Source organism: Flavobacterium aestivum, from assembly GCF_026870175.2.
In the GTDB taxonomy this organism is placed as follows: Bacteria; Bacteroidota; Bacteroidia; order Flavobacteriales; family Flavobacteriaceae; genus Flavobacterium; species Flavobacterium aestivum.
In genome coordinates this window covers 2,941,969-2,966,982 of the sequence record NZ_CP113977.2, presented here as the reverse complement: position 1 = coordinate 2,966,982, position 25,014 = coordinate 2,941,969, and the positions used below count along the sequence as shown (strand labels likewise).

At 34.1% G+C, this 25,014-nt stretch carries 28 protein-coding genes; 8 read left to right on the top strand and 20 right to left on the bottom strand.

The window, feature by feature from the left end; all coding sequences use genetic code 11:
• Positions 1 to 164: 164 nt before the first annotated feature.
• The 8 genes from tsaD to OZP08_RS12705 all read left to right on the top strand — a co-directional run bounded on the left by tsaD (position 165) and on the right by OZP08_RS12705 (position 7,961).
• A complete protein-coding gene (gene tsaD / locus OZP08_RS12740) occupies positions 165 to 1,187 on the top strand; it encodes a tRNA (adenosine(37)-N6)-threonylcarbamoyltransferase complex transferase subunit TsaD (RefSeq protein WP_268846475.1) in 1,023 nt (340 codons plus the stop codon).
• 3 nt (positions 1,188 to 1,190) lie between these two features.
• Positions 1,191 to 1,898 (top strand): 16S rRNA (uracil(1498)-N(3))-methyltransferase, encoded by a 708-nt coding sequence (locus OZP08_RS12735; RefSeq protein WP_268846474.1) that lies wholly within the window; start codon positions 1,191 to 1,193, stop codon positions 1,896 to 1,898.
• A 53-nt stretch (positions 1,899 to 1,951) separates the two neighbouring features.
• On the top strand, positions 1,952 to 2,590 hold the full coding sequence (locus tag OZP08_RS12730) for a DUF4159 domain-containing protein (protein ID WP_281322010.1): 639 nt from the start codon (positions 1,952 to 1,954) through the stop codon (positions 2,588 to 2,590).
• Between the two features lie 331 nt (positions 2,591 to 2,921).
• Positions 2,922 to 3,872, top strand: coding sequence for a zinc metalloprotease (locus OZP08_RS12725; protein WP_268846473.1), 951 nt, complete (start codon positions 2,922 to 2,924; stop codon positions 3,870 to 3,872).
• 216 nt (positions 3,873 to 4,088) lie between these two features.
• Complete coding sequence (locus OZP08_RS12720) at positions 4,089 to 5,039, top strand: zinc metalloprotease (protein WP_281322009.1); 951 nt, start codon at positions 4,089 to 4,091, stop codon at positions 5,037 to 5,039.
• 78 nt (positions 5,040 to 5,117) lie between these two features.
• Positions 5,118 to 6,209, top strand: coding sequence for an AI-2E family transporter (locus OZP08_RS12715; protein ID WP_268846471.1), 1,092 nt, complete (start codon positions 5,118 to 5,120; stop codon positions 6,207 to 6,209).
• A 1-nt stretch (position 6,210) separates the two neighbouring features.
• Positions 6,211 to 7,389, top strand: a complete 1,179-nt coding sequence (locus tag OZP08_RS12710) for a THUMP-like domain-containing protein (protein ID WP_281322008.1) — start codon at positions 6,211 to 6,213, stop codon at positions 7,387 to 7,389.
• A 5-nt stretch (positions 7,390 to 7,394) separates the two neighbouring features.
• Positions 7,395 to 7,961 (top strand): hypothetical protein, encoded by a 567-nt coding sequence (locus OZP08_RS12705; RefSeq protein WP_268846470.1) that lies wholly within the window; start codon positions 7,395 to 7,397, stop codon positions 7,959 to 7,961.
• Positions 7,962 to 8,047: 86 nt separating this feature from the next.
• Here the strand turns inward: OZP08_RS12705 and OZP08_RS12700 are convergent, their stop codons facing one another.
• The 20 genes from OZP08_RS12700 to OZP08_RS12605 all read right to left on the bottom strand — a co-directional run bounded on the left by OZP08_RS12700 (position 8,048) and on the right by OZP08_RS12605 (position 25,013).
• Positions 8,048 to 8,701 carry a M15 family metallopeptidase gene (locus OZP08_RS12700; protein WP_281322007.1) on the bottom strand — a complete coding sequence of 218 codons (654 nt, stop codon included), beginning with the start codon at positions 8,699 to 8,701 and terminating at the stop codon, positions 8,048 to 8,050.
• 365 nt (positions 8,702 to 9,066) lie between these two features.
• The gene (locus OZP08_RS12695; protein WP_268846469.1) at positions 9,067 to 9,687 is read right to left on the bottom strand and encodes a hypothetical protein; all 621 of its coding nucleotides are present in this window, start codon (positions 9,685 to 9,687) and stop codon (positions 9,067 to 9,069) included.
• Positions 9,688 to 9,693: 6 nt separating this feature from the next.
• The gene (locus OZP08_RS12690; RefSeq protein WP_281322006.1) at positions 9,694 to 10,149 is read right to left on the bottom strand and encodes a CHAP domain-containing protein; all 456 of its coding nucleotides are present in this window, start codon (positions 10,147 to 10,149) and stop codon (positions 9,694 to 9,696) included.
• 2 nt (positions 10,150 to 10,151) lie between these two features.
• Positions 10,152 to 10,661, bottom strand: a complete 510-nt coding sequence (locus OZP08_RS12685) for a phage holin family protein (RefSeq protein ID WP_281322005.1) — start codon at positions 10,659 to 10,661, stop codon at positions 10,152 to 10,154.
• 49 nt (positions 10,662 to 10,710) lie between these two features.
• Complete coding sequence (locus OZP08_RS12680) at positions 10,711 to 11,028, bottom strand: hypothetical protein (RefSeq protein WP_281322004.1); 318 nt, start codon at positions 11,026 to 11,028, stop codon at positions 10,711 to 10,713.
• Positions 11,028 to 11,510, bottom strand: a complete 483-nt coding sequence (locus OZP08_RS12675; protein WP_268846465.1) for a hypothetical protein — start codon at positions 11,508 to 11,510, stop codon at positions 11,028 to 11,030. The genes OZP08_RS12680 and OZP08_RS12675 overlap by 1 nt, the downstream gene beginning before the upstream one ends.
• Before the next feature lie 2 nt (positions 11,511 to 11,512).
• Positions 11,513 to 13,972: a hypothetical protein gene (locus tag OZP08_RS12670; protein ID WP_281322003.1), complete on the bottom strand. Its 2,460-nt coding sequence runs from the start codon at positions 13,970 to 13,972 to the stop codon at positions 11,513 to 11,515.
• Between the two features lie 12 nt (positions 13,973 to 13,984).
• On the bottom strand, positions 13,985 to 14,491 hold the full coding sequence (locus tag OZP08_RS12665) for a hypothetical protein (protein ID WP_281322002.1): 507 nt from the start codon (positions 14,489 to 14,491) through the stop codon (positions 13,985 to 13,987).
• Between the two features lie 5 nt (positions 14,492 to 14,496).
• Positions 14,497 to 14,715, bottom strand: a complete 219-nt coding sequence (locus OZP08_RS12660; RefSeq protein WP_268846461.1) for a hypothetical protein — start codon at positions 14,713 to 14,715, stop codon at positions 14,497 to 14,499.
• Positions 14,716 to 14,720: 5 nt separating this feature from the next.
• Positions 14,721 to 17,471, bottom strand: coding sequence for a PKD domain-containing protein (locus tag OZP08_RS12655; protein WP_281322001.1), 2,751 nt, complete (start codon positions 17,469 to 17,471; stop codon positions 14,721 to 14,723).
• Positions 17,471 to 20,095, bottom strand: coding sequence for a phage tail tape measure protein (locus OZP08_RS12650; RefSeq protein ID WP_281322000.1), 2,625 nt, complete (start codon positions 20,093 to 20,095; stop codon positions 17,471 to 17,473). Before OZP08_RS12650 ends, OZP08_RS12655 begins: the two co-directional genes overlap by 1 nt.
• A gap of 10 nt (positions 20,096 to 20,105) precedes the next feature.
• Positions 20,106 to 20,420, bottom strand: coding sequence for a hypothetical protein (locus OZP08_RS12645; protein ID WP_281321999.1), 315 nt, complete (start codon positions 20,418 to 20,420; stop codon positions 20,106 to 20,108).
• Positions 20,421 to 20,473: 53 nt separating this feature from the next.
• A complete protein-coding gene (locus OZP08_RS12640) occupies positions 20,474 to 20,842 on the bottom strand; it encodes a hypothetical protein (RefSeq protein WP_281321998.1) in 369 nt (122 codons plus the stop codon).
• Entirely contained in the window at positions 20,842 to 21,261 is a 420-nt protein-coding gene (locus tag OZP08_RS12635) for a phage tail tube protein (protein WP_268846457.1), read from the bottom strand. The genes OZP08_RS12640 and OZP08_RS12635 overlap by 1 nt, the downstream gene beginning before the upstream one ends.
• A gap of 16 nt (positions 21,262 to 21,277) precedes the next feature.
• A complete protein-coding gene (locus tag OZP08_RS12630) occupies positions 21,278 to 21,571 on the bottom strand; it encodes a hypothetical protein (RefSeq protein ID WP_268846456.1) in 294 nt (97 codons plus the stop codon).
• A gap of 65 nt (positions 21,572 to 21,636) precedes the next feature.
• A complete protein-coding gene (locus OZP08_RS12625) occupies positions 21,637 to 22,146 on the bottom strand; it encodes a hypothetical protein (protein WP_268846455.1) in 510 nt (169 codons plus the stop codon).
• Positions 22,139 to 22,471 (bottom strand): phage head completion protein, encoded by a 333-nt coding sequence (locus tag OZP08_RS12620; protein WP_268846454.1) that lies wholly within the window; start codon positions 22,469 to 22,471, stop codon positions 22,139 to 22,141. The genes OZP08_RS12625 and OZP08_RS12620 overlap by 8 nt, the downstream gene beginning before the upstream one ends.
• Before the next feature lie 4 nt (positions 22,472 to 22,475).
• Entirely contained in the window at positions 22,476 to 23,036 is a 561-nt protein-coding gene (locus tag OZP08_RS12615; RefSeq protein ID WP_268846453.1) for a head-tail connector protein, read from the bottom strand.
• A gap of 21 nt (positions 23,037 to 23,057) precedes the next feature.
• Positions 23,058 to 23,645 (bottom strand): hypothetical protein, encoded by a 588-nt coding sequence (locus OZP08_RS12610; protein ID WP_268846452.1) that lies wholly within the window; start codon positions 23,643 to 23,645, stop codon positions 23,058 to 23,060.
• Between the two features lie 66 nt (positions 23,646 to 23,711).
• On the bottom strand, positions 23,712 to 25,013 hold the full coding sequence (locus OZP08_RS12605; RefSeq protein ID WP_268846451.1) for a phage major capsid protein: 1,302 nt from the start codon (positions 25,011 to 25,013) through the stop codon (positions 23,712 to 23,714).
• Position 25,014 lies beyond the last annotated feature (1 nt).

Sequence of the window (25,014 nt, the reverse complement as noted above, 5' to 3'; positions counted from 1 at the left end):
ATCTTTTTGATACGAATCGTTTTTTAATTTATTTCTCCAAAATAACATTTTGCCTATGGAAATGATAATACCTTAAATAAAAAATCTTTAATTTTGGCATCGCTGTAAAAATACTATTTTTATGGTAATTCATCAAATTTAGTCCGAAAATCGTCCTTTTATATATGCAAAATTCAGAGGTTTTTATTCTTGCCATAGAAAGTTCATGTGATGATACTGCTGCAGCCGTTTTACATAACGACAAAGTATTGTCTAATGTTGTAGCTAATCAGTTAATTCACAATCAATACGGAGGTGTTGTCCCTGAGCTTGCTTCTAGGGCACATCAGCAAAATATTGTGCCGGTAATTGATGCTGCACTTAAAAAAGCAGGTATTCAAAAGGAACAACTTTCAGCAATTGCTTTTACTCAAGGTCCTGGACTTATGGGTTCACTTTTGGTTGGAAGTTCCTTTGCCAAATCAATGGCACTTGCTTTGCAAATACCGCTAATTGCCGTAAACCATATGCATGCCCATATTCTAGCTCATTTTATAGATGAAGAAGGATATGACAAACCTACTTTTCCATTTTTGGCACTAACAATAAGCGGAGGACATACTCAAATTGTAAAAGTGAACAACTTTTTTGATTTAACAATTATCGGAGAAACCACAGATGATGCCGTTGGTGAAGCTTTTGATAAAAGTGCAAAAATCCTGGGGCTTCCCTACCCAGGCGGACCATTAATCGATAAATATGCACAACTGGGAAACCCAAAAGCATTCCCATTTACAAAGCCAAAAGTACCAGGTTTGGACTTTAGTTTCTCTGGATTAAAAACAGCTATTTTATATTTTATCCAAAAGAAAAAGATAGAAAACCCGAATTTTATCGAAGAAAACCTGAATGACATTTGTGCTTCTATACAAAATACTATTATCGAAATTTTGATGGATAAATTAAAAATGGCAGTCAACGAAACCGGCATCAAACAAATTGCCATTGGCGGAGGAGTTTCTGCCAATTCAGGAATTCGAAACACACTAAAAGAAACTGAAAATAAATACGGCTGGAAAACATTTATTCCTAAATTTGAATATACTACTGATAATGCTGCAATGATTGGAATTGTAGGCTATCAAAAGTTTTTATCCGAAACGTTTGAAACAAACGCAGTTGTTTCAAAAGCACGAATACAATTTTAAGTTATGCAATTATTTTATAATCCGACTATTACCGAATCAACCGAAAGCTTTTCTTTTGATAAAGAAGAAAGCAAACATATAATTAAAGTTTTACGTAAAAAAGATTCAGATATATTATTTGTTACCAATGGATTAGGCCTTTTATTTAAAACAGAAATAACTTTAGCATCCGATAATAAATGCACAGTGCAGGTATTATCTATTGAAAAAACAGAATTACCTAAATACAAATTACATTTAGTTGTAGCACCAACTAAAATGAATGATCGTTACGAATGGTTTCTTGAAAAAGCAACCGAAATTGGTATTCACGAAATCACACCAATTATTTGTGACCGATCTGAAAGAAAAGTAATAAATGCTGAGAGATACGATAAGATTATTTTGTCGGCAATGAAACAATGCAACCAATTGCATCTTCCAATATTAAACCCTGCAGTATCATTCAAAGAATTCATAAAAAATAAAAATGAGGGAATGCAACTAATTGCACATTGCGAAGAAACAGATAAAAAAACACTTAAATCAGTCTTAAAACCTAATGAAAATTATACTATTTTAATTGGTCCGGAGGGTGATTTTTCTGAAAAGGAAATCGCATTGGCACTAGAAAACAATTATATTCCAGTTTCATTAGGCAATACTCGATTACGTACAGAAACTGCAGCCGTTGTTGCCTGTCATAGCGTGGTATTTGTTAATGAAGAATAAAATCAAATTAGATATAAATTGCAACTATAGCTCATTAGCATTAAAATAATTAAATGAAAAAAATATATTTATTTTTCCTTTTTATTACTTTCAACTGTTTTTCACAAGAAATTGCTCTTGTAAAATACAGCGGAGGTGGCGATTGGTATGCCAATCCAACCTCTTTACCTAATCTAATAAAGTTTTGCAACGCAAATATCAATACAAAAATTAAATCCAAACCAAGAACTGTAGAACCTAGTAGTCCTGACTTACTATCTTATCCATTTGTTCATATGACCGGACATGGAAATGTAGTATTTAGTGATGCAGATGTCTTAAATTTAAGAAATTATCTATTAGCTGGTGGATTCCTTCATATTGATGACAATTATGGTATGGATCAATATATTCGAAAAGAAATAAAAAAAATATTCCCAAATAATAATTTAGTTGAGATACCTGCGACTCACATAATATTTCAAAAACCATTTTCTTTCCCTAATGGATTACCAAAAATCCATGAACATGACGGCAAAAGAGCCCAAGCATTTGGGATATTTGTTGGTACAAAATTAGTTTTGTTATATACCTACGAATGCGATCTTGGAGATGGCTGGGAAGATGCAGAAGTTAATAATGATCCATTTGAAGTTCGAGAAAAGGCATTAAAAATGGGTGCCAATATCATTAATTACATCTTTACCAATTAATTATTCCGATCACAAAATTTAAACATTTTTCATTAAAAATGTTTTTTTTAAAGTTTTAAAAACCAAAATCTGCGATAAAATTCTTATTTTTAAAAAATTAACACTAATTTTCTTTATTTTTAAAAATCTAAAAGTGTGATTAAAAATTAATTAACAAGAATAATAGTATTTAAAAAAATCAAGTCACTGTTCATCAGCCCAATAATTATGCGGATTCAAATATTTTACAAAAAAATAACGCTAAATATTATTGTGTAATTATTCTTTTTGTTATAAAATTGCGACATAATTAACTAACCAAACTTTTTTATAACAAAAAAACCAATTATTTATGAAAAAATTAATTTTATCAGCAGCAGTAATGCTAATGTTTTTTTCTTGCCAAAATGATCAAACTGATCTGGGAAACACTTCAACCAATGCAATTACAAAAAGAACTTGTGCTTCACAAGATGTACTTGAAGCACAAATGAAAGCAGATCCAACATTGGCTATCAGAATGAACCAAATCGAAGCCTTTACTCAAAAAGCAATGCTTACTAAACGTTTAGTGAACGGAAAAGTAGTAATACCTGTAGTTGTAAACGTTTTATACAGAACTACTGCAGAAAATATTTCGGATGCACAAATACAATCACAAATTGATGTATTAAACAAAGATTTTACTGCAACAAACCCTGACTTTACTAATACTCCAGCTGAATTTGCAGGTGTAGCTGCTAATGTTGGTATCACTTTTGAACTAAAACAAATCATCAGAAAATCAACTACAAAAACTTCATGGGGTACTACTGATGTAATGAAGAATCCTAAAAAAGGAGGTATCGCTCCTACATCACCAAGCAACACTCTTAATCTATGGGTTTGTACTATTGGAGGCGGAATCTTAGGTTATGCTCAATTCCCTGGAGGAGCTGCTGCTACTGATGGAGTTGCAATTGATTCTAAATATTTCGGTTTATCAGGTACTGCAAACTACCCTTACAATTTAGGAAGAACAGCTAGCCATGAAATTGGTCACTGGATGAACCTTAGACACATTTGGGGTGATGCATCATGTGGAGACGATTTAGTTGCTGATACTCCAGTTGCTAAAACTTCAAACTATGGAGTTCCAGCTTACCCACACGTAAGCACTTGTCTTCCTGCTCATAATGAAATGACAATGAACTACATGGATTACACTGACGATAGAGGTATGTTTATGTTTACTAATGGTCAAAAATCAAGAATGAGTGCTTTATTTGTTTCTGGTGGAGCAAGATCAGGCTTCGGCATATAATAATTTATCTTTTATTTTAGAATTTAAAACTCGCTACTTGTTAGCGAGTTTTTTTTATTCAAAATCTATCTTATCTGATATAGTCAAAGTCAAAAAACTGCGTTCATTTATCACTAAACATAATTATACAATTTATTTATAATTTAATAACAATAAATCGTAAATTAGCCTGTAAATAACTGATAATCAATTTTTTTTAAACATAAAATAACTATTATGAGAAAAATTATTTTATCCGCAGCAGCATTTACAATGCTTTTTTCATGTCAAAATGACGAAAATACACCCGTAGCGCCTTCAACAGAGGCAATTGCTCTTCGCAATTGTGCAACGCAAGAAGTTCTTGAAGCACAATTAAAAGCCGACCCCACTTTAGCATTGAGAATGAATCAAATTGAAGCCTTTACCCAAAAAGCAATGCTAACTAAACGTTTAGTAAACGGTAAAATAGTTATTCCTGTAGTTGTAAATGTTTTATATAGAACAGCTGAAGAAAATATCTCAGCAACTCAAATACAATCTCAAATTGACGTATTAAACAAAGACTTTACTGCAAAAAACTCTGATTTTTCAAGCATCCCAGCTGAATTTGCAGGTGTAGCTGCCAATATTGACATCACTTTTGAATTAGCAGGTATTGTACGAAAATCTACAACCAAAACATCATGGGGTACAAGAGACGCTATGAAAAGCTCTAAAAAAGGTGGTATAGATCCAACCACACCTACTAAAACATTAAATATTTGGGCCTGCAAAATTGGAGGAGGAATTTTAGGATATGCACAATTTCCTGGTGGCTCTTTAGCGACAGATGGAGTTGTAATTGATTCTAAATATTTTGGGCTTTCAGCCAGTAATAGCTACCCTTATAATTTAGGAAGAACTGCAACACACGAAGTTGGACACTGGATGAATTTGCGTCATATTTGGGGCGATTCCTCTTGTGGAAACGATTTAGTTTCTGACACCCCTGTAGCCAAAACTGCAAATTATGGTGTTCCAGCGTACCCTTATGTTAGCACTTGTTTACCAACTCATAATGAGATGACAATGAACTACATGGACTATACTGATGACAGAGGAATGTACATGTTTACCAATGGTCAAAAATCAAGAATTACTGCTTTATTCGTTTCTGGCGGAGCAAGATCAGGTTTCGGAATATAATTACATCTAGTAATTTTAGTTTTTAAAACTCGCTACTTCTTAGCGAGTTTTTTTATCTTTATAACCTAATTTAACGATATGATTACATCCAAAATTCTAGCAATTGGAATCTTAAGAGCAGTTGGTACTTTAATTTTAGCTTCATTATTACTTTATTTTCTGTATCAAATTCAATCTGTACTAATTTATCTTTTAGTTTCATTAATACTAACCTTAATTGGAAATCCAATTTTAGATTTTTTCAAAAAAAGACTAAAATTCAACCATACCTTTGCTACAATATCTGTTTTAACTATTTATATCCTGATCATTTTAGGTTTTATAATGATGTTCATTCCTTTAATTATATCTCAAGGGCAAAATTTATCTCTTCTAAATACTGCTGAAATTGAAAAAAGCAGCATAGAACTTATCAATCAAATAAATATTTTTTTAGAGCACCATCATATAGACTCTAAAGAAATTTTTGATGTGAAAAACTTTAAATCGGCCATTAATTTCAATTTAATCCCTAATTTTTTAAATTCAGTAGTAGGGACAATTAGTAATTTAGGTATGGGCTTGGGTTCTGTACTATTTATTACCTTTTTCTTTCTTAAAGACAAATCAATGTTCTTGAATGGAGCCAAACTACTTATCCCCGACTCTCACGAAGAGAAAATTTTAAACTCTATAGAAAAAATAAACCTATTACTTTCTAGATATTTTATAGGTTTACTAATTCAGCTGTTTATAGTTTTCATATTATATACTATTGTTTTATCTATTTTTGGAATACCCAATGTATTAGTAATTGCTTTTTTATGCGCAGTTTTAAACATCATTCCTTATCTAGGTCCACTAATAGCCTCAATTTTAGCAGCTATTTTAACCATGATAAGCCATTTGGGTTCTGATTTTCAAACTGAAATATTACCAACCACTATTTATGTATTAATAGGCTTTTGGCTTGTTCAAGTAATAGACAACAATCTTTCTCAGCCTATTATCTTTTCTAAAAGCGTAAGTTCACATCCCTTAGAAATTTTTCTAATTATATTAATCGCTGGATTTTCATTTGGAATTTTAGGAATGATTATAGCCGTTCCTTTATATACCATAATAAAAGTAATTAGTAAAGAATTCTTTCCGAACAATCAATTTATCCAACTAATAACTAAAAACATATAAATTGAATTTAGATATTTTAAATCCTAAAATACAGGATTTTATCAATTTAAATATTGGAGTGGCCATATCAAAATTGGCACTTCAAAAAAATCCATTTCCTACTGTAGAATGGGCTGCTATTTTAAATCAAATAGCAGCAAAAACAAAAGCAAAAGAAAAGCTTCCTACTTGGTTTTCGACCTCAAATATTATCTATCCAAGTAAAATTTCTGTAGAGCAAACTTCTTCAGAAAAAACTGCAGCTTATAAAGCCTCTATTGTATCGGGTGAAAATTTAATTGATTTAACTGGAGGTTTTGGCATAGATGATTACTATTTTTCTAAAAAAATAAAAAAAGTGGTCCACTGTGAAATTAACACAGAACTATCTGGTATTGTACAGCATAATTTCAAACAATTAAATATTGAAAACATCACTTGTCATGCAGGTGATAGTTTAGAGATTTTAAACTCTTTAAATTTAAAATGGGATTGGATATACATCGATCCTTCAAGAAGAAGTGACACAAAGGGAAAAGTTTTCATGCTAAAAGATTGTCTACCAAACGTACCTGAATACCTAGATTTATATTTTACCAAATCCGATGCTGTATTAATAAAAACTGCTCCAATACTTGATATTACAGCGGGATTATCTGAATTAAAATATGTAAAAGCAATTCACATTGTTGCAATAGACAATGAAGTAAAAGAATTACTTTGGGAATTAAACAAAGGTTATGTTGGAAATATCAAAATTAAAACTATTTCTATAGCAAAAGATAAAACGGAATCTTTTGATTTTGTTTTAAACGAAAAACAAGAAATTCCAACATACAGTTTACCTCTAAAATACTTATACGAACCCAATAGCTCAATAATGAAATCAGGAGGGTTTGATGAAGTCGGAGCCTTTTACAGGCTAAACAAACTTCATAAACACTCCCATTTATATACTTCAAATGATCTAGTTTCTTTTCCGGGAAGAATTTTTAAAATTGAAAATTCCTTTATCTATAGCAAAATAGAAATGAAACAGTTTTTAGAAAATAAGAAAGCAAACGTAACCACAAGAAATTTTCCGGAAACTGTTGAAAACATAAGAAAGAAATGGAAAATCAAAGAAGGTGGAAATGTATATTGTTTTTTTACAACAGATGAAAATAACAATAAAATTGTCTTAATTTGCAGCAAACTATAATAAAAATGAAATACATACTTACTCTAACTTTCAGCTTTTTAAGCTTTTCTTTATTTGCACAAAAACCATGTCAATACACTACAAACGTTACCGATTCTATTGGGACCTATAAATCAACCCCTGAATATTTAATAAGTGAAAAGATTTTTGCAGGAAATTCAAATTATATTTTCTACTCATTAGCATTAACTGATGGTTTGCCAACACTTAATGTTCAATTTATTCAAAAAAGTAAAGAATTTATGAAAGCAAATTGCTTTGATAAAGAATCAAGAATATATCTTCAGCTTCAAAATGGTAAAATAGTTACTCTAAAGCATATCGATCAGGATAATTGTGGCTCAATGCTTCGAGACGAAAAAGGATTTGACAATAGAGTAAAATCTGGAATTTTCATGTTTCTGAAGGACAATTATGAGGAACTAAAAGTTTCTCCTGTTTCATTCATGCGAATTAAATACTCAACTGAAGCAGAAGATTATGTTTTCAAAAAAGAATTTACGGCTGAACTAGATGGAAAAGTATATCGTCCCGAAACCTATTTCATTGACAATATTCGCTGCATAGAATAAAAATATCCTTACTTACAAAAAAACATTTTAAATTGGCATATTTAACCCCATTTTAAAATGTTTTTTTATTGATACTATCAGCTATCTTATTTACAATTCCATTTGACATTAGAGACTTTATCATTTAAAGCTGCTTTTAAATTGTAATGCCACCATTCTGAATCAAAAGAATTGAAACATTCTTTTTCCATACTTTTTTTCAAAAGCTTTCTATTTTTCTTTATTTCATTCGAAAAATTTGGATAACCATGACTTGCTTCTACCCCAAAATAATCGAATGTAGTTCCCATATCCAATTCTTTACCATTCAAATCTACGAGCGTTATATCTACAGCTCCTCCTCTATTATGAATAGATCCTTTGGCCGGATTAGCAACATACTTTGGATTAGGCACGATTTCCCACATTCTCTTTTGAATATCTAATGGCCTGTAACAATCAAAAATTTTAATTCTAAAACCTTTTTTCATCAATCGCTGATTAGCAAGAACTAAAGCCTTTACTGTTTTGTATCTTAAAAGGCATTCTGCACAATCATACACTTTAGCTTTCAGAAAATTATCCTCGGTCGCATATTTCATGTCATATACAAAATCAGAACTGAAGTCTTTTAGATTTACAAAAGTGGTATCATTAACCACTGCTAGCGGTTTTGAGGAACTTTCCACAATTTGTGAGCTACAGTTGACTATGTATAAAAGAAAAAAGAGAAACCTCAAAGGTCTTAATAAAGGAATCATACCAAATAAATTTTCATAAAAATAGGAAAATTAAAAAGGAACTGGAAAGTATTTAAAACAAAAAAACGACACTATTTCTAGTGTCGTTTTAAGTGAACGCAGAAGGATTCGAACCTTCGACCGCCTGCTTAGAAGGCAAATTTTATTTACACATAATTAATTAAAAATCAATAAATTACAAGCCTAGATACAGTTAAAATATGTGAAAAATTTGTGATTACAAAGACAAAAACCTCTTTAGCATATATACCAAGTTATCACATAGCCCGTGATTAGCTAGGCTCTAAACTCCAATATCATCAAAATAAAAAAGCAGCTCATCTCTGAACTGCCTCCCTAACTAAAACCAAAATAAATAAAAAAAACTATTCCTTTTTTTCAATCTTTAATATTCGACTTTCCCCACATTCATCAAACACTTTCGAAGTAAATTGTTTCTTTCCTAGAAATCTTGTTTTTATCCCTAAAAAATTCCATTGTCGTCTTTCCCAATAAGCTACAGCATTTGACTCGTTTTTAAACTCTCGATCATTTACAACAACCTTAAGTTTTTGGCCATCAAAAGAAACAATTCCTTTTATAGTTTGGCATTTTGTCGTATCGCTCCACGCCTGGCTTTTTGGAATACTCTTTTTTATCGATTCAACCAAACTAGAGATATCAGTTTCTCTTTTTGCAGTATCTCTATAATGATAGTTAGCCGAAACAATGCTTTCAATTCGATTAAGCTTAATTCCTGATTTTTCGAGCTTCTTTTTCAAATCCGAATTCTCATATTGAAAATACTCTTTTATCTCATTAGCACTTAAAATTTGATTAGTATATTTAATACTATCCGATATTGTCTTTTGGCGATTATTTTCTGTTTGAATTTCTACTTCAATAGTTTTGTATTTCCAATCTTTATAAAACCAAATAGCTGCTGAGATACCAGCAATTATAAAAACAGTCCTTATTGTTTGAATGTATGGAGTGATAAAATTCATTTTTTTTTAATAATTTAAATATCCCTTAATAACACTTCTTTTTCTAGTTTTACGACATACCTCAATACCCTCTCGACTTCCTGTATCATTTGTATTTCCTTCAATAGTGTAAATATTTGCAGCATCGAATTTCTCAACTATACCAGTATGCCCCAAGCCCTTCCCGAAATCCATTATAAAAACTGATCCTATAGAAGGCACTAAAGCTTTCATTTCCTTTGGCGCATCGTTCCACGCTTTTAACACACCACCCGTCTTAATTGCTGTGTTTTTTACCACTAAAGCTTCAGCCGCTTTTTTTGAGCACCAAAACACAAAAGCCATACACCAACTAGCCGGAAATCCAATTCCAACACTTTCTAAATAATTTTTAACTGGTTCTCCCCAATTTGACCCTAATGGATTTTCTTGTTTTCCAATTTGAGTAATTGCTATTTCTAGCATTTTTTCAGATAGTTTCATATTTATTCTTTTACTTCGTTCGCAATATCTTTCACTCCTACTATTAAATTTCTAATTCCTTTCGGTAAATTCAAACCACATTCCGGTAGGTTTTCCCAAAAAATGGAAAAAAATTCATTAGCACAGAAAACCAAAAGACAAATAGTTGTAACATCTATTTGCGAATCTGTCAAATACTTAACAGATATAGTTTTTAACATAAACACCTGTTGAAACTTTAAAATTATCAACGGAAATCCACCGTAAACAATCCCTTTTACAAAGCATTTTTTGAATTTATCACTAGAAAAACCACCTGACTGACCGAAGAAATATCTCCCTTCAGCCGCTGTTTTTTTCCATTTAAAATAAGAAGCTAATAAACCGCTGAATAAATCAATCAAAAAAAGCCACACTAAAATCCAAACTACCGATTCCAATCTTACAACTGGAGCAATTACTATTGATGGAGGAACAACTACTAATGAAACTGGCTTAATCATCGGGTGCGCAAAAACTTCATGTATATTCATTTTTTTTATTTTAAGGTTAATTATTAATTGATTTAAGGCTATTATTAAATTATTCAGCTATTGCATTTAAGCAATGTTTTTCACTCAGAATCGCAACAAGTATTTTCCCTGTTTTAGTTAGCGTTCCATCCCGTAGATTTTTACCAAGCGCACTAGATATCGTTTCATTTTCAGCACCAAACTTGTAACCGTTTGCTGTTATCAATGTTTTATTCCAAAGAGTCCTAAACTCTCGATTTGCATATTTATCCAAGGATAATGCTGATGAACGGAAATAACCTTTTTTATCTTCTACAAAAAATAAGTTCAGAATTGACAACGGCCAAAACAAACAGTAAGCAACGATGAAAAGAATAAAGCCTAGCATTACTCTACAAACTGAAATTGATTGCCAATATATTCACTTTTCATAACTACAGTATTTAATATCCATGCCCTTACAAAGTCATTCACCGGATGCAATTCAGGATTCTGAAAAGAGCCACCAAATAAATAAGTCAATGCGTCTTCATAACTAGCACACCCCCAATCTACCATTATATAATCAGTTGGATACTGCCCCCCATTTTGAGCAACATACTCGATTAATCCATGTACTTCTTCTGAATTATTAAACTTAAATGTAGCTTTTCTATTAGTAGAATTAGGATCATCATTCATACCCTGAAAAGCGATATAGCTTGAAGCTAAAACAATTGGACAACCATTTTTGATATAATACATATCGAAATCAATTCGTAAGCGCGAGTCTTTTCTCTTTAACTGAATCGAAGTTTCTTCAATAAAGACATTTTGAAAAGTACCTTCTGTGATTATTGGACTGACATAATTTTGGGCGATTAGTTTCATAATTAGTATGTGTTATTTGAAGGAATAGTTGTTTGAATATTTGCGTTTGAAGATATCGCTCCAAAATCGTGAAATATTGAAGCATTTTCTTTTACTATCAAATTAGCCGGTTGCGCTGAATTCGCGTCTGCCTGAATCATATACGTATTATTCATCAACCTAACAGAGTTTTTAAATATAATTTGATACAATCCTGCCGCTGTCACACCAGGTAAGTTTACTATTTTCATTAATACCACACCCGCCGTACTACTTGATATTACAAAATTATCCAACACTAATTGCACCCCATATTCTCCTGCTCTTAAATCAGATTGAATTATTCTAACAATTGAACTACCAGCCGCTATTGATATATTGCCATTTTGTAATAAAATTGTATTTGAAATATATGTCGCCACAAAAGGCCTGCTACGACCTTGATTAATCAGATCAGTTCCAATAGTATTATTAAATGTAATTGTAAATCCATTTCCTAACAACTTCGGGCTTACTGGTACAGCTGATGCACCAACTATTGTTGTATCATGACCATTTATTCTTGTATTATTATAAGTAACATTCTTATCAAGAATTAACTCATTAAATGCTAATATTGTATTTGCACTCGTAGATGTTATCCCTCCTACTCTACCACTATTCCTAATTGTAATTATTTGAGTTGATGCAGTATTGTTTATATAAGACTCTATTGACAAGAAACTTTTATGTATACTTTCCGCTTGATTTGTATTAAAAAAATCTACTCCATAAATATTTGTTGCATTATTTGTAACTACACCAAAATTCATTATCGCAGCATTTGAAAATATCTGATTACCAAAGCATGTTTTTGAATTGTTAGTTGTATTCTGCCAATTAAAAAATCCATCTTGACCAATGCATGATCTAAACCATCCTCTATCATTTGCTGGAGAAAATAAATTTTGAGCATCATTAAATGTCACATTATTTACAAAGTGATCTATATATGTTGTGGCAGTATCTTTATATGAATTACTTCTTAATACAGAACCAACAATTGTTTCAAAAACCAAGTTACCGTTAAACATGTCAAAAATCCATTGCTTTGTTATAGAAAAACTATTTTGAATCTTTATAGTACCTCCATTATTATTAATAATATTAAATCCTTGCAATGTAAAAGTGTTTGTTTGAACATAAGTCCCATTATCAAGGACCTCTATATACCAGTTTAAACCTGAATGAGATTGAGCCGCTAACCAAGTAGTACACGCATTTAATGTTAAAAATGGTTTAGACGAATCAGTAGGAAGCGCCGTTGAATCATTACCCGAAGCACTTAAATATAAAACATTAGGCTTTCTCGCACCTGGTATTACAGTACTCCCATCAACAGACCACGTATTGATAGCCACTTTTTTAATTTCAAACGATGTTCCAGTTATAAAAACTAAATTGTTTTGAATAAAAGTAATTCCTGCACCTCCAATTGTAACCGTTCCAGCACCCTGTACGGTATACCTAAAAGTCACCCCTATCGGAACAGCCTCCACAGCATTTGTTGGAACTGTAAATGCTATTGGATTTGCATTGCTAAAAACCCCAATAGTTTTATAATCATTTACTCCCAGAGCATAGGTTATTCCAGTTATTGAATTAATCCCTAAAATCCAATCCATTTTCAAAGCTATAGCAGCTACATTATCAGTAATTAACTTCCCAACATACTCAAATCGAATTGCTGTAGAGTCATTCGCATTAATATTAAACTCAATTACTTCACCACTTTTTACAATAAAATCCGATCCGTTCGGGAAAAAGTATTTAATATTACCCGTTCCCGCCAAATGCCAAAGTTTTACATCATGACCAGTTCTATTTTTAAAGAAATGCGGTTTACCTGGTCTAATAAATGACGCGGAAGCTTGCGCGGATTTTACGTCAGTAGCCGAACCAACCAATGAAATAGAGCTTCTATCATCTATCAAGTCCACATGATCTATGACCGTTGTCGTACCGTAGTTAGCAATAAAATCTTGCGATTCCATTTTTTTAACATAGGCATCACCAACAACAGGAGGCGTCACAACACCAACTTCAGAATCAGTAACCAAAACAAATCCCGCATGCACCATATTAACAGGAAGAGGCGGAGTCATAGGATCAGAAACACTTTCAGGACCCGCTATACGAATAGCAGTATTTGAAGTTGTCAAAGCAACCAAATCTAATCTCATCTTTCCAGTAGACGAATAGGGGAAATTTAAAGTAACCGCTGCTGGATTCGTATAATCAATAGCATCAATTATCCATTTCCAATAAACATTCATTATTTTATCCTGTCCCGACTCTACCCATCCAGTAGATTCAACAATACCATCCTTATGTGATATTTTTGCATCCAAATATTTAAAATTATCATTGATAATTTGTGCCGCTTGCCTTGCTGGTGTTCCTGTTTTATCGTTTGGTAACGCTCCTTTATATATTTCTTGCATAATCGTTATTTTTTAAACGTATCCGATAATTAATTTTATAGACCAATTTGCCGTAGCAGCTCCCGAAAAAATAACATTATTAGCTATTGCATTTGCCGCCGAATCGTAAGGAGTCATTATCGTTAATTGATCATTTACCATTACTCTTACAACATCAGGATTTACATTATTATACTGCACCCCAATTCCCTGAGCCGATGTTCTTCCCGAATCCTGTGGATAAGGCGTTGGAGCTGTTACTGTATCACCTTCAGCAAAACCATTATTTGCTGCTTTACAAACCAACATTGCCAAAACACCTGTAATTACTTTTGGAGAAGCTAAACCCGTGGTAACACTATAATTCCGATCAGTCAAGAAGGAATCTAGCATTACCACTTTTGATTTAGTAATACTGTTTTCTAAATTTTCGATATAATCCAAAATTGCATATTCTACATCACGATGTTCAGTTGCCTGTATATCGGATGCTGATCCTAAGTTTGTAGTTACTAATTCACGTATCGCAGTAATTGTCATATTTTCTATTTATAATCAGTTATTGAATAATCTTTTACCGAGTAATCCCGAATCACTATTGGTGTTATCGGAATAATATCAAAATCAAAAGTATCTACCATACTATCAAAACTTATCGTAGTACTATCGAATGTAAAATACCCCGGAACTGGATCGATAATACTTTCATCCACATCAGGAAATTTATTATTCCCTATCCCTATTCTTTGAATGTTATTTGCCATAATAATTAAGGAATATAAAAACCATGCACAGGCTGGCCAACTAATGGCAATCCCGAAATATCTCCAGCACCATTAACAAAATTTATTTCAGTTATTTTAAAATGTGAACTTCCGTAATGAATTTCCGGAAACTCTCCCCATTGTTCAATTTCAAATACAATTTCATCCGTTGAAATATACCCGACAGAAAAACTTACTTCTTCATAATTTGCCAAATTCAGCAAACTATATTCAAAAATCAACACATTGTTTTTTCTAATTCTAAACCAAACATTTCCATCCCTATATGAAAACAATCCAGCCTTACCCTTTAATACCAAATTAAAACTAGGGTCAATATTCGGAGCAATATTAAATTTGTATTTATAATGCAAAAGCACTGTACCAGGAGGAACAATAACAGTTTCTTGCAAAGAAACCACATAGCTCTTTTTACGAACCAATCTAACAGAATCTACAGCCGTTGCACCATCATTGTCAGTAACTTGAATTTGGTATTCGTATAAATCTTCGGTTAAATTTTGCAAATCGGTAGCTAATTGCAAAGGAGTCATAATCACATCACCAAAACCACCTATTATTTTAGTCCATTTTTGAGAAGCTATATAACCATCCGTATCATAAGCCGTTGCTAATAACGAAGCGGTTGTTTGCGAATTACTTAACTCTATATCTACCCCCGCATTTACTATCGGAGGGATATTTTCGGGGTTATCTCCTGTATCACCACTATCACGATATATAGCACGAGATAGCGTTAACGTTGTTTTATTTTCGTCAAGATTCCAAGAACAATTCGTAGGCACAAACTGTTTGTCATTAACATAATGAAATAAAACCAAATCATTGAATTTTACAGCATCTACCGCCACAGCGTCTAATTTCTCTGAAGGCACATTATACATTCTACGAACAACATTAGCCACCGTTTTAGCATATCTATTCGTTTCTATTTTATAAATAGAATCCGTCCATTGCAACCAAGCAACACGGCTATTTACATAATCATCATTTTTATATACTTTTACCAAAAAACTACCCGATGCGATTGCAAAATCAGTTTTTACAACCATTTGCTCACTTGAATTGTAGTTATAGATCACTTCTAAATTTTCTAACACAGCACCACCATATACCGTAGTATCAATGTTGTCTTTAATCAAATTAGCGCCATCCAAATTAACCACTGAATAATAGTTTCCGCTTTGTGAAAAATTATAGATTATTGGAATTTCGATTGTATTAAAAACCTCCGTAGCTTCTTTTAATTTCGCTAATCGAAAGCAATTACTAAACGCCGTATCATCATCAGCATAAGTCAACTCTACATCTTTATCAATGGTATATTCATCGTTAATCAAATCCGTAAATTCTAATTTTTCACCAAAACTTACCGGAGCGATTGCCAGTTCTCGAATTTCAAAACCTTTAACATTTGATGTATAAACATCTTGACCCGAACGATAAATTTTTATATCAATTAATCCCGCTTCAGGAATAATCACTTCAAAATCTAATTTCGCTTCATCGTCTTTAAAAATTAAATTTTCATTCTCCGGAATCGTTGTTTTATTATTCGAAAAAAGAATTGCATCATTTAATAAAATCTCATATAAAAATGGATTATTATTTGCCATTACATCAGTAGGCGTTAATCCAGTTAAATATTTTAATAACTTAAAAACAGCTTTGATTGTTAATTTTTGATATTTATAAACAAAAATTTTATTTTTTAAGTTTATAAAATCAGCCGCATTGAATGGAGTTGTTGTTGGTGGGACAAACTCAGGAGTATAATACTTCATTAAAGAAACATAATAATCTGGCGCAATCGCCTTAGCATAATACGCATTATTACCATTCCAATCTGTAGCGTATATTTCACCTTTTACACCACTTACTACAACCCAACCCTCATTTTTTTCTTTAGCAATAGTATTAGGAAAACTTTGAGGCACTCTAGGATGCATTACAGTAATCATGTTATAAGGTGGCACCATTGTAACATTTGGATTAGCCAAAGACGTAATTTTTTTAATCAATTTCAACCCTTCCAAAACCCCTTTTTCATTACCTTGAAAATCGTATAATTTAGCCTTATACGAACGAACAGAACGTTGATTAATCCCTTCAATATTCCAACGGCCGTCCGCTTGAAAACACACACAAAGCATGTCATTCATTAAAGTTTCAAGGATGTTATAAGAATCTTTCTTTTTATTATTATCAATAAAACTTCCTGTATCAATAAAAATGTTTTTATAGCTTTTTTCTAAACTGTTTTCTATAGCTGGATTAAAAAACAAATCCATTTCTAGCCCAGTAAGCGAAAGAATTTTACAAAGTATATCGATTATGCTTTTTTCATCACGATAGTAGCTCTCAGGCAAGTATTTACCTTTTAGACGCCCCAACCCGCAGGTACCCTTTATTTTTACAAAAGTTACCCCATTCGTATATGGCTCTGAGTATGTATCAGGAATTAAATGACCTCGCCATACAAGTCCATCATCTGCATATTTACGCAATTCAACCTTGAAACGAATTTCATTACCAGTAAAAAATTTAATAAACTTCGCATCGACTTTTTCTCTATGAGCAATATCAAATTCAAGGCTAGAGCCAACAATTTTAAGCTCGTCTTTCGCGTCTCCACCATTCCAAAAAAGAGTCACCCCCGACTTAGAAGCCACTTCGATAACAAAAAGACTTTCGTTAAGTACCTGGTCGATTATATCAATGTAATAACCTTTCATTATCCTATACGGTTTTTAAGTTCCTCGGTGCGCTTGAACGACAACCAAATATCATTTCCTTTTAATTTTACATCAGCAATGAATGCACCACCACCCGAGCCGCCGCCATCCGAAAGCATTCCATGTAAACGACGTTGTTGATCGCTATTAAAAATCATTTCACCACTATTTACTCGAGCCAAAATTTTATCACCATAAAAAGATGTCCCACCAACTATTCCTCCAGTTTCAAATTTTGGGATTGCAGCAAAAGCCGCCAAAACACCACCCACAGCTGTAGCAATAAACGCTGGCGTTGTAAAAACTGCCGCTGGACCCGTAGCCGTTCCCGTGGCCGTAGCACCCGCTATGGATTGCGAAATTGCCGAAGCTAACATCATCGCAATTAATTTTGTCACCGTTTGAAGCATTCCCGAAAGAAAACCACCAAAACCATTTTTAGCAAGCCCTAAAGATTCTACAAGCGAAGCAGACAAAGAAGAAAACGCATCCGAAACAGACTGACTCGTTAACTCACCTACTTCAATTAATCTTTTTTGACTTTCAGTAAGTTGATCAACTTTTGTTTTCGCTTCATCAACTCCCTCTATCGCCTGTATTTTCATTTGCGTATTATTAACCTGAGTGGTTAATTTTCCATACTCCTCAGCCGTGGTTGAATATTGCTCCCTTAGTTTTTCAAAATAAGATTGCTGGCTTTTTAATTGCTCCAATGAAAATTCAGGAATTTCAGTATTAGTCTGCGCATCATCAGCAAGAGGCGCTTTTGGTAATTTTATTTGCTTTTTTTTACTTATTTCTTCAATCTTTTTTTGATAATCATCAATTAAGGATTGTTTTTTTAGCCATTCTGCATTACTTAAGGCGTTGTTTTTTTGATCTTCTTGCTGTAGCTTAATTAAGCTTTCATAATACGCAATCGTACCAGGACGCAATGCCTCAATACTATCCTTAATAGCATCGGTACCTATTTTAATATCCTTTAGTTTTAAAGCTTCGTTTTCTTCAAGTTTCCCAGTTTTTTTAAGATATTCCTCTTTGGCTGAAAAAAGAACTTCATCAGCTTTTAAATTATCCTGTGTGAATTTTTTAAGATCTGCATTTTGGATTCTTAACAAGTCCGTTTGCGCTTTTATCAATTCCGATTTTGTAACGGTAACCGCTGCCGTTTTTTCGGAAGCACTCGCTTCCTGCAAAACAATAACATTAGCCCCTTTACGGATTCTTGCAATTTCATCCTCGGTAGCAGCTATTTTATTTCGCAACTCCATTTCTTGACCCACACGATCATTAGCACGCTTTTGCAACTCATTATCTACTGCCGTTGCACGGCTTTTATTAAAAATAGCTTCACGCAAATTTTTATAGGCAGTTTCGGCTTTTCCATTTAATATAATTTCATCTTTCAGATTTCCAAAATAAGCTGGATATAAAGCCTGTAAATCGTCAACTGCTTTTTTGCGTTCTATAGTCTCCGATTTTACATTGGTAGCAGAAGCGTATAATTTATCTAAAGTACCCACTTCAGCCGCTGCGTTTTCGTTTCCTTGCTTGACCGCTTCATTTAAAGCCATTTGCGAAGTAACCGCCTTTTCAGTATTGTTATTCAATAATATAATTGCTGTAGCCGTTGCGGCAGCTATCAAAGCCAAAGCCGTTAAAGGATTCGCCATCATCGAAGCAGAAAGCGCAGTAAAAGCGGTTCGCAATGCAGTAAACCCAACCACCAAAGGCGGTATTCCCGCAGCAATAGAACCAATAACCACAAGCAAAGGACCTGCCACAGCAACCAATCCAGCCACCACCAAAACAGTTGTTTTAGTTCCTTCGGAAAGCCCCATCAATCCTTTTACCATGCCGTTTACAGCGGTAACAAATTTTGTGTAGTACGGCAAAATAACTTGCCCAAATTGCTGACCTAGTTGCTTAAGAGACTCTGTAAAAATACGGGTTTGATTTGCCGAACCACCTCCAGTTCTTGCAAAATCACCCTGCGCATTTGTAGTCACACTCATTATATAGGCGTATCTAAGATTTACCTTAGATGCTTGATCCATATCTTTTATTGAAGTACGTATCCCCTTTGACAACGCAAATTGCTGTAAATTTTGCTCGGTCATTACGATTCCGAGCTTTTTAAGAGATTCCGTTTCTCCTGTAAAAATCCCTGTCAAAGCAGTATTTGCCTGATCTATACCAATGTTTTTAAACGATGCCATATCACCAGCCAATCCCACCAATCCAGTAGACATCTTAGCCGCTTGGTCAGTAGTCAAATCCATAGACGTACCCATATCACCATACGCCGCCGCCATATCCAAAGCGGTACCTTCGGCAATACCAAAAGTTTCTAGTGATGTTTTCCCGAATTTTTTAACCGATTCTGAAGAAGTATTAAAAGCCACATCGACTTTATTCACACTTTCAACATAATCTGAAGCCATTTTTGTTGAAGCACCACCAGCAGCTAAAATAGGAGCAGTAAGCCAAGTAGTCATTCCACGACCTACTTTTTGCATTTTTTGACCAAACTTATCAATTTCACGTAACGAGTTTTGCATCCCCGTAGAGAACTGCTTTAAATCGACTTGAAATTTTACGTTAATCGTTGCTAAACTTGCCATTCTTTTTTACTTAAGCTTGTAGTTCGTTTTCTTGTTTTTGAGCGTCGTAACGACCGAAAAAAGCTTTACTAATTCGTTCGACTTCCAGCATTTTTTGATACTCTTTTTCGGAAATTTTACTTAGAAGGTCTTTTTCCCATGGAAATTCCAAAATATCCAACTCTTTAAAGTTGTCTTTTGCATAAGGAGCCATCGAAGCATACATAATTTTTCGGGTGATAACCCATTGTTCTCTGCTTTTAGCATCTTCATATTTCCTGAAACCGTTTACAGTATTCTGAAATTGACGATACGTAAGACTGTAGAAGTAAGTAAGTGACAACATTAGCTGCCCTAAAGCCAATTCCTCCAACCTATCCCAAGTTTCAGGCTCCGAATCTATTTCCTCGGTTTCCTCGGAGCCTTCGTCTTTTTTTCAGATTGTTCTGTTTGCTTAAAAGCTTCAGTAATCCCTTTTGCCATTCCATCGGCAAGCACCATTAATTCTGACACAGATAAGTTTTCGATGTCCTCTTTTTTGATTTTTACCACATTTTCAGGATGGCAGTCTATCGATTGAAAAAGAAGCTCAAAAAGCACATCGTAGATATCCAGTCTTTGAGTACTTATTTGCTCAATCAAAGCAACTCTTTGCATAACTTCAGGTAAGGTTTCGAGGTTCCAAACCTGACCCAAAATGCGAAACACCTTTAAAGAGAAGCTCATTTTAAATGAGCTTCCGTTTATTTCTACTACAATATCTTTCATTACACTACAATTGCTTGATTTAAATTCCCGTTACCTTTGAATGAAATAGAAACTTTTGCAGACGAACCCACATCAGCCGTAATACTTGCGCTTTCGATATACGCTTTCCCAGAATATATAACATCGCCTGTTTTGTCCGTAGTGAACTCGATGTCAATTTGAGCACCTGATAGTTTTTTTGTCAAAATATCATTAAAGCTTACGTGAGTAGTATCACCAGTAGGCAAGTTTGCCAATAACGCTTCGGCGCTTCCGCTCCAAGTGTAATTTGATGGAATTGATACCGTACCATCTGTGTCTTTTGTAGCGATCTCTTCTAATTTGGTAGAAAAATCTAATTTACACGATGTTGCGTGCATTAGTTTTTTAGCATCAAATTTGAATCGCAATAGTTTTCCGTTGTAAATTTCGCTTGCCATTGTTTCTAAGTTTTTTTTATAATAAATTAAAATTCACGATTCCTGAGTATGTATAACTTTCCTCGTTGTATTCTATCTTTGAAGACAGAAAATTGTATTCTTCTTCTATCTTTTCAATCATCGTATCCGTAAAGCTGCAACAGGCATCATACGCATCTTGGTCAAACCAAAAAATTATACTGATATCAATTAGCGAACGATCCTTAGTTTCCGGTGTTCTTTCGTCTAAATAATAAGTTGCTAGAGGTAAAGTATTTCCCTCTAAAGCCACAATCGGGAAAAGAAAAACCTTCCCTTGATCTCGTTTCATCACCGCATTAAACTCCGGTAAAGACGAAAAAAAACTATATATTTCCTTTGAGATACTACTAAACATCAGTTACTTAATTTATTGATTCTACGTTGTATAAATACCTGCATTTTACGTTCTGCATCAGCTGTTACAGGACCATTTGTTGAGGCATAAGCTTTTGCCATAAAAGGATTTGCTTTTGTTTTTCCTACCGCTGCATGATCGTTGGCACCCGCTTTGCGTTTACGCTTAAATCCTTTTCGGTACACGTTTTTACCTTTTTCGACAAAATGCCCGTACCAACCATCAAAAGAGCCTTTCGCACGTGGACCAACATAAATTGTTGGATTTTCCTGTTTTCCGGTGATGTTACCTAACGATTTTTGCAGATTACGAGGGTCAATCCATTTTCCACGAGCCTTATGTCTTTTAGGAGCGATTGGCACTAATGTTCTTGCCGCTTGCAAAACAGGTTGAGCCACTTGCCTCAAAATGATTAAGACTTCTTTTCGTTTATCTTTATCATTAGCTAAAAGCCTTATTCTTGCTTCCAGTTCCTTAAAACCAGTTACTTCCATCAATCCACTACTCATACGCTTTTACCCTTATTTCCAAGTGTTCTCTACGCCCGATTTCAATTACATGAATTACTTCATACCTCATTGAATCATCCATTAAAACAAGACTGTTTGATTTTTCTTTTACAATAGCATTGAATCGTATCGTGTAGGTGCGGTTTACCAAATGTTTAATTTTTCCGTCAGTATCTTCAGAACCCGAAACCTCCTGCATATACGCCCACGCGCTCGTCACTAAAACTTCACTTCTCTTTTCAGCCCCCGAATCTGATCGAAGAGGATTTTTATCGAATAAAGATATTCTTCTATCCATTTGACCGATGTAAGGATTCTTTCTCATAATTTCAATACTTGCGGTACGCTCTAGCCAAATTATTAGAAGCAGGATTATTACCTTGCTCACGATCTTCGCGACGTTCAAAAAAATCAGATAACCTTAACATCATAGCCTGTATTAAAGGAGTAGGACAAGTAGAGGCTGTAAATCCTTGTTTTACAGTCACAATAACAGCATCGTCTCTTTTTTCCGTTTCAGGCATAGTTAAAAACTTTATATCGAAACATTCCACAACTGTAGACACTTGTAATTTGTACTGCTCAGAAGGCAAAAGTTTTAACTCAGTAGCACCAGGTGCGTAATACTCAACTTTAGCTATTTTGTCGTTTTCCCAATTGCGCTCAAAGGTTATCTTTGGCTCAAACTTAGCTAGTTCCATTACGAAATTAGACTCAGCAATCACACGATTAATAAAGTTCGAAACTGCGCCCTGTGCTGCATCAATGCTAGATAGTATCAAATCTTCTTCATCCGTAACAGTCTCTTCAACTTTTAATTGTTTTTTAGCTTTAGGCATTGTAATAATTGGTGCCGAAGCTGTTATTTCTCTATAAAAATTAGTTACCATCGTGAGTTTTGAGATTATTTTCTATTTAGAAACCTGCTTAGCTTTCGCATCTGCTTCCTGTTTAGCTTTCGCTTCTGCTTCTGCTTTAGCTTTATCTTCAGCTTCTGCTTTAGCTTTATCTTCAGCTTCCTGTTTAGCTTTAGCTTCGGCTTCGGCTTTAGCTTTATCTTCAGCTTCCTGTTTAGCTTTAGCTTCGGCTTCGGCTTTAGCTTTATCTTCAGCTTCCTGTTTAGCCTTATCTTCAGCTTCCTGTTTAGCTTTAGCTTCGGCTTCGGCTTTAGCTTTATCTTCAGCTTCCTGTTTAGCCTTATCTTCAGCTTCCTGCTTAGCTTTCGCATCTGCTTCCTGTTTAGCTTCCGCTTCTGCTTTAGCTTTATCTTCAGCTTCCTGTTTAACTTTAGCTTCGGCTTCGGCTTCGGCTTTAGCTTTATCTTCAGCTTCCTGTTTTGCTTTTGCTTCGGCTTCATCTTCCAACTTGACATCTTTAGCATAACCCAACTCAATAAGTTCCTCTGCCTGTTTTTCGTCAATTTCTAAAGTTTGCCCTTCACGATGAGGAAACCCAAAAGGTATCAGCGGAAGAACTGCTATTATTAATTTACTTGCCATTTTATCAGTGTTTTATGATTTATAAAAAACTGTAAGTGATACACTTACAGTTTTTCAACAACCGGATTAAGATAATTTAAAGAAACTGTTTACTGCGAATGCTTTTTTGTTTGCCACTTGTACATCAGCCTCCATATTAACCGTAACTTTCAAACTGTTTGCAGAAGCAGCAGTAAGAGGGTCAACAACAAACTGAATTCCGTCCCATTGACCAACAAATAACTGCGACCAATCACCAAAAATCATTGTATGCAATTCAGGAGTTCCAGCAATAGCTTTTACCAATGAAGTCGCTACCGATTTTTGACCACCTATTTTTCCGTTTTCAGCAATAAAACCGATACCATTAGCTTTCTGAATAGTCTCCAACAAAGCCATCAAAGCCGGATCACATAAATATCCTAAAGACTGTTCTGTAGAATCAGCTGATTGTATTTTACCCTTCAACTCATTAACCAACGCCCATGTAGGCAATGTAGCCGCAGCATAACTTCCAGCCCCTAATCCGGTCATATTCAACAAACCTCTAGGGTCTTTTACACCTAAACCATTGATCGCAGCATTATTCAAAGCACTAGCCGCAGCGCTTCCTAAGTTTTTCATTACCATTGCTTGTGCATCAATAGAAGCATTATTGATTAATCTATTAGAAATCAATACCACCGCAGCTGCTCTTTTAGGGTCTAATTCAGGACCATCTACTGTAGCTTTTTGAGAAGAAGCATCTTCTGTCTCATTTAACCATGAAAAAGCATAGTTAGCAGCAACAGGAAGAGGTAATTTACCGCCTGATAAACCAGTTAATACCGTAGCACCCAATTCCTCAATAAACAGCTTAGGAATAAACGAATCAACAATTCTAGGCGCTTGATTTTGCACCAATTTACCGCCGTAAAGACCTCCGTCCTCTGAAACTGTTTGAGCACTAGAACGCACCATAGAAGCAGGCATACTAAACGAATGACCACTCACTTCTTTACCAGCCGAACGCAATTCGTTTACCCCGATTTCGTTTACCTCTTTTTCAACACCATCCCATTTACCACTACCAGCCATACGAAGAGCAGAACCTATGTTGAAACGTTTTTTAATTTTTTCCATCTCTCTTTGCTCTCCATCTTTACCGTCACCACCTCCGAAAGAAAATCCAGCATCACCGGAACCTTCCAACGAGCGAAGATTTTCTTCATAAGCCACTTCATCTTTAATCTGACCCGTTAAACCGTCAATATCCTTTTGAAGTGCTCGAAACTCTGTAGTTTCCTCCTCAGTCATATCTCTTTTTTCAGTTACCACTTTTGAGCGTAACGTTTTTTGAGCTTCAATCTTTTGAGCTCGCTTTTGTTTTAATTCAGCAGATCTTTTCATT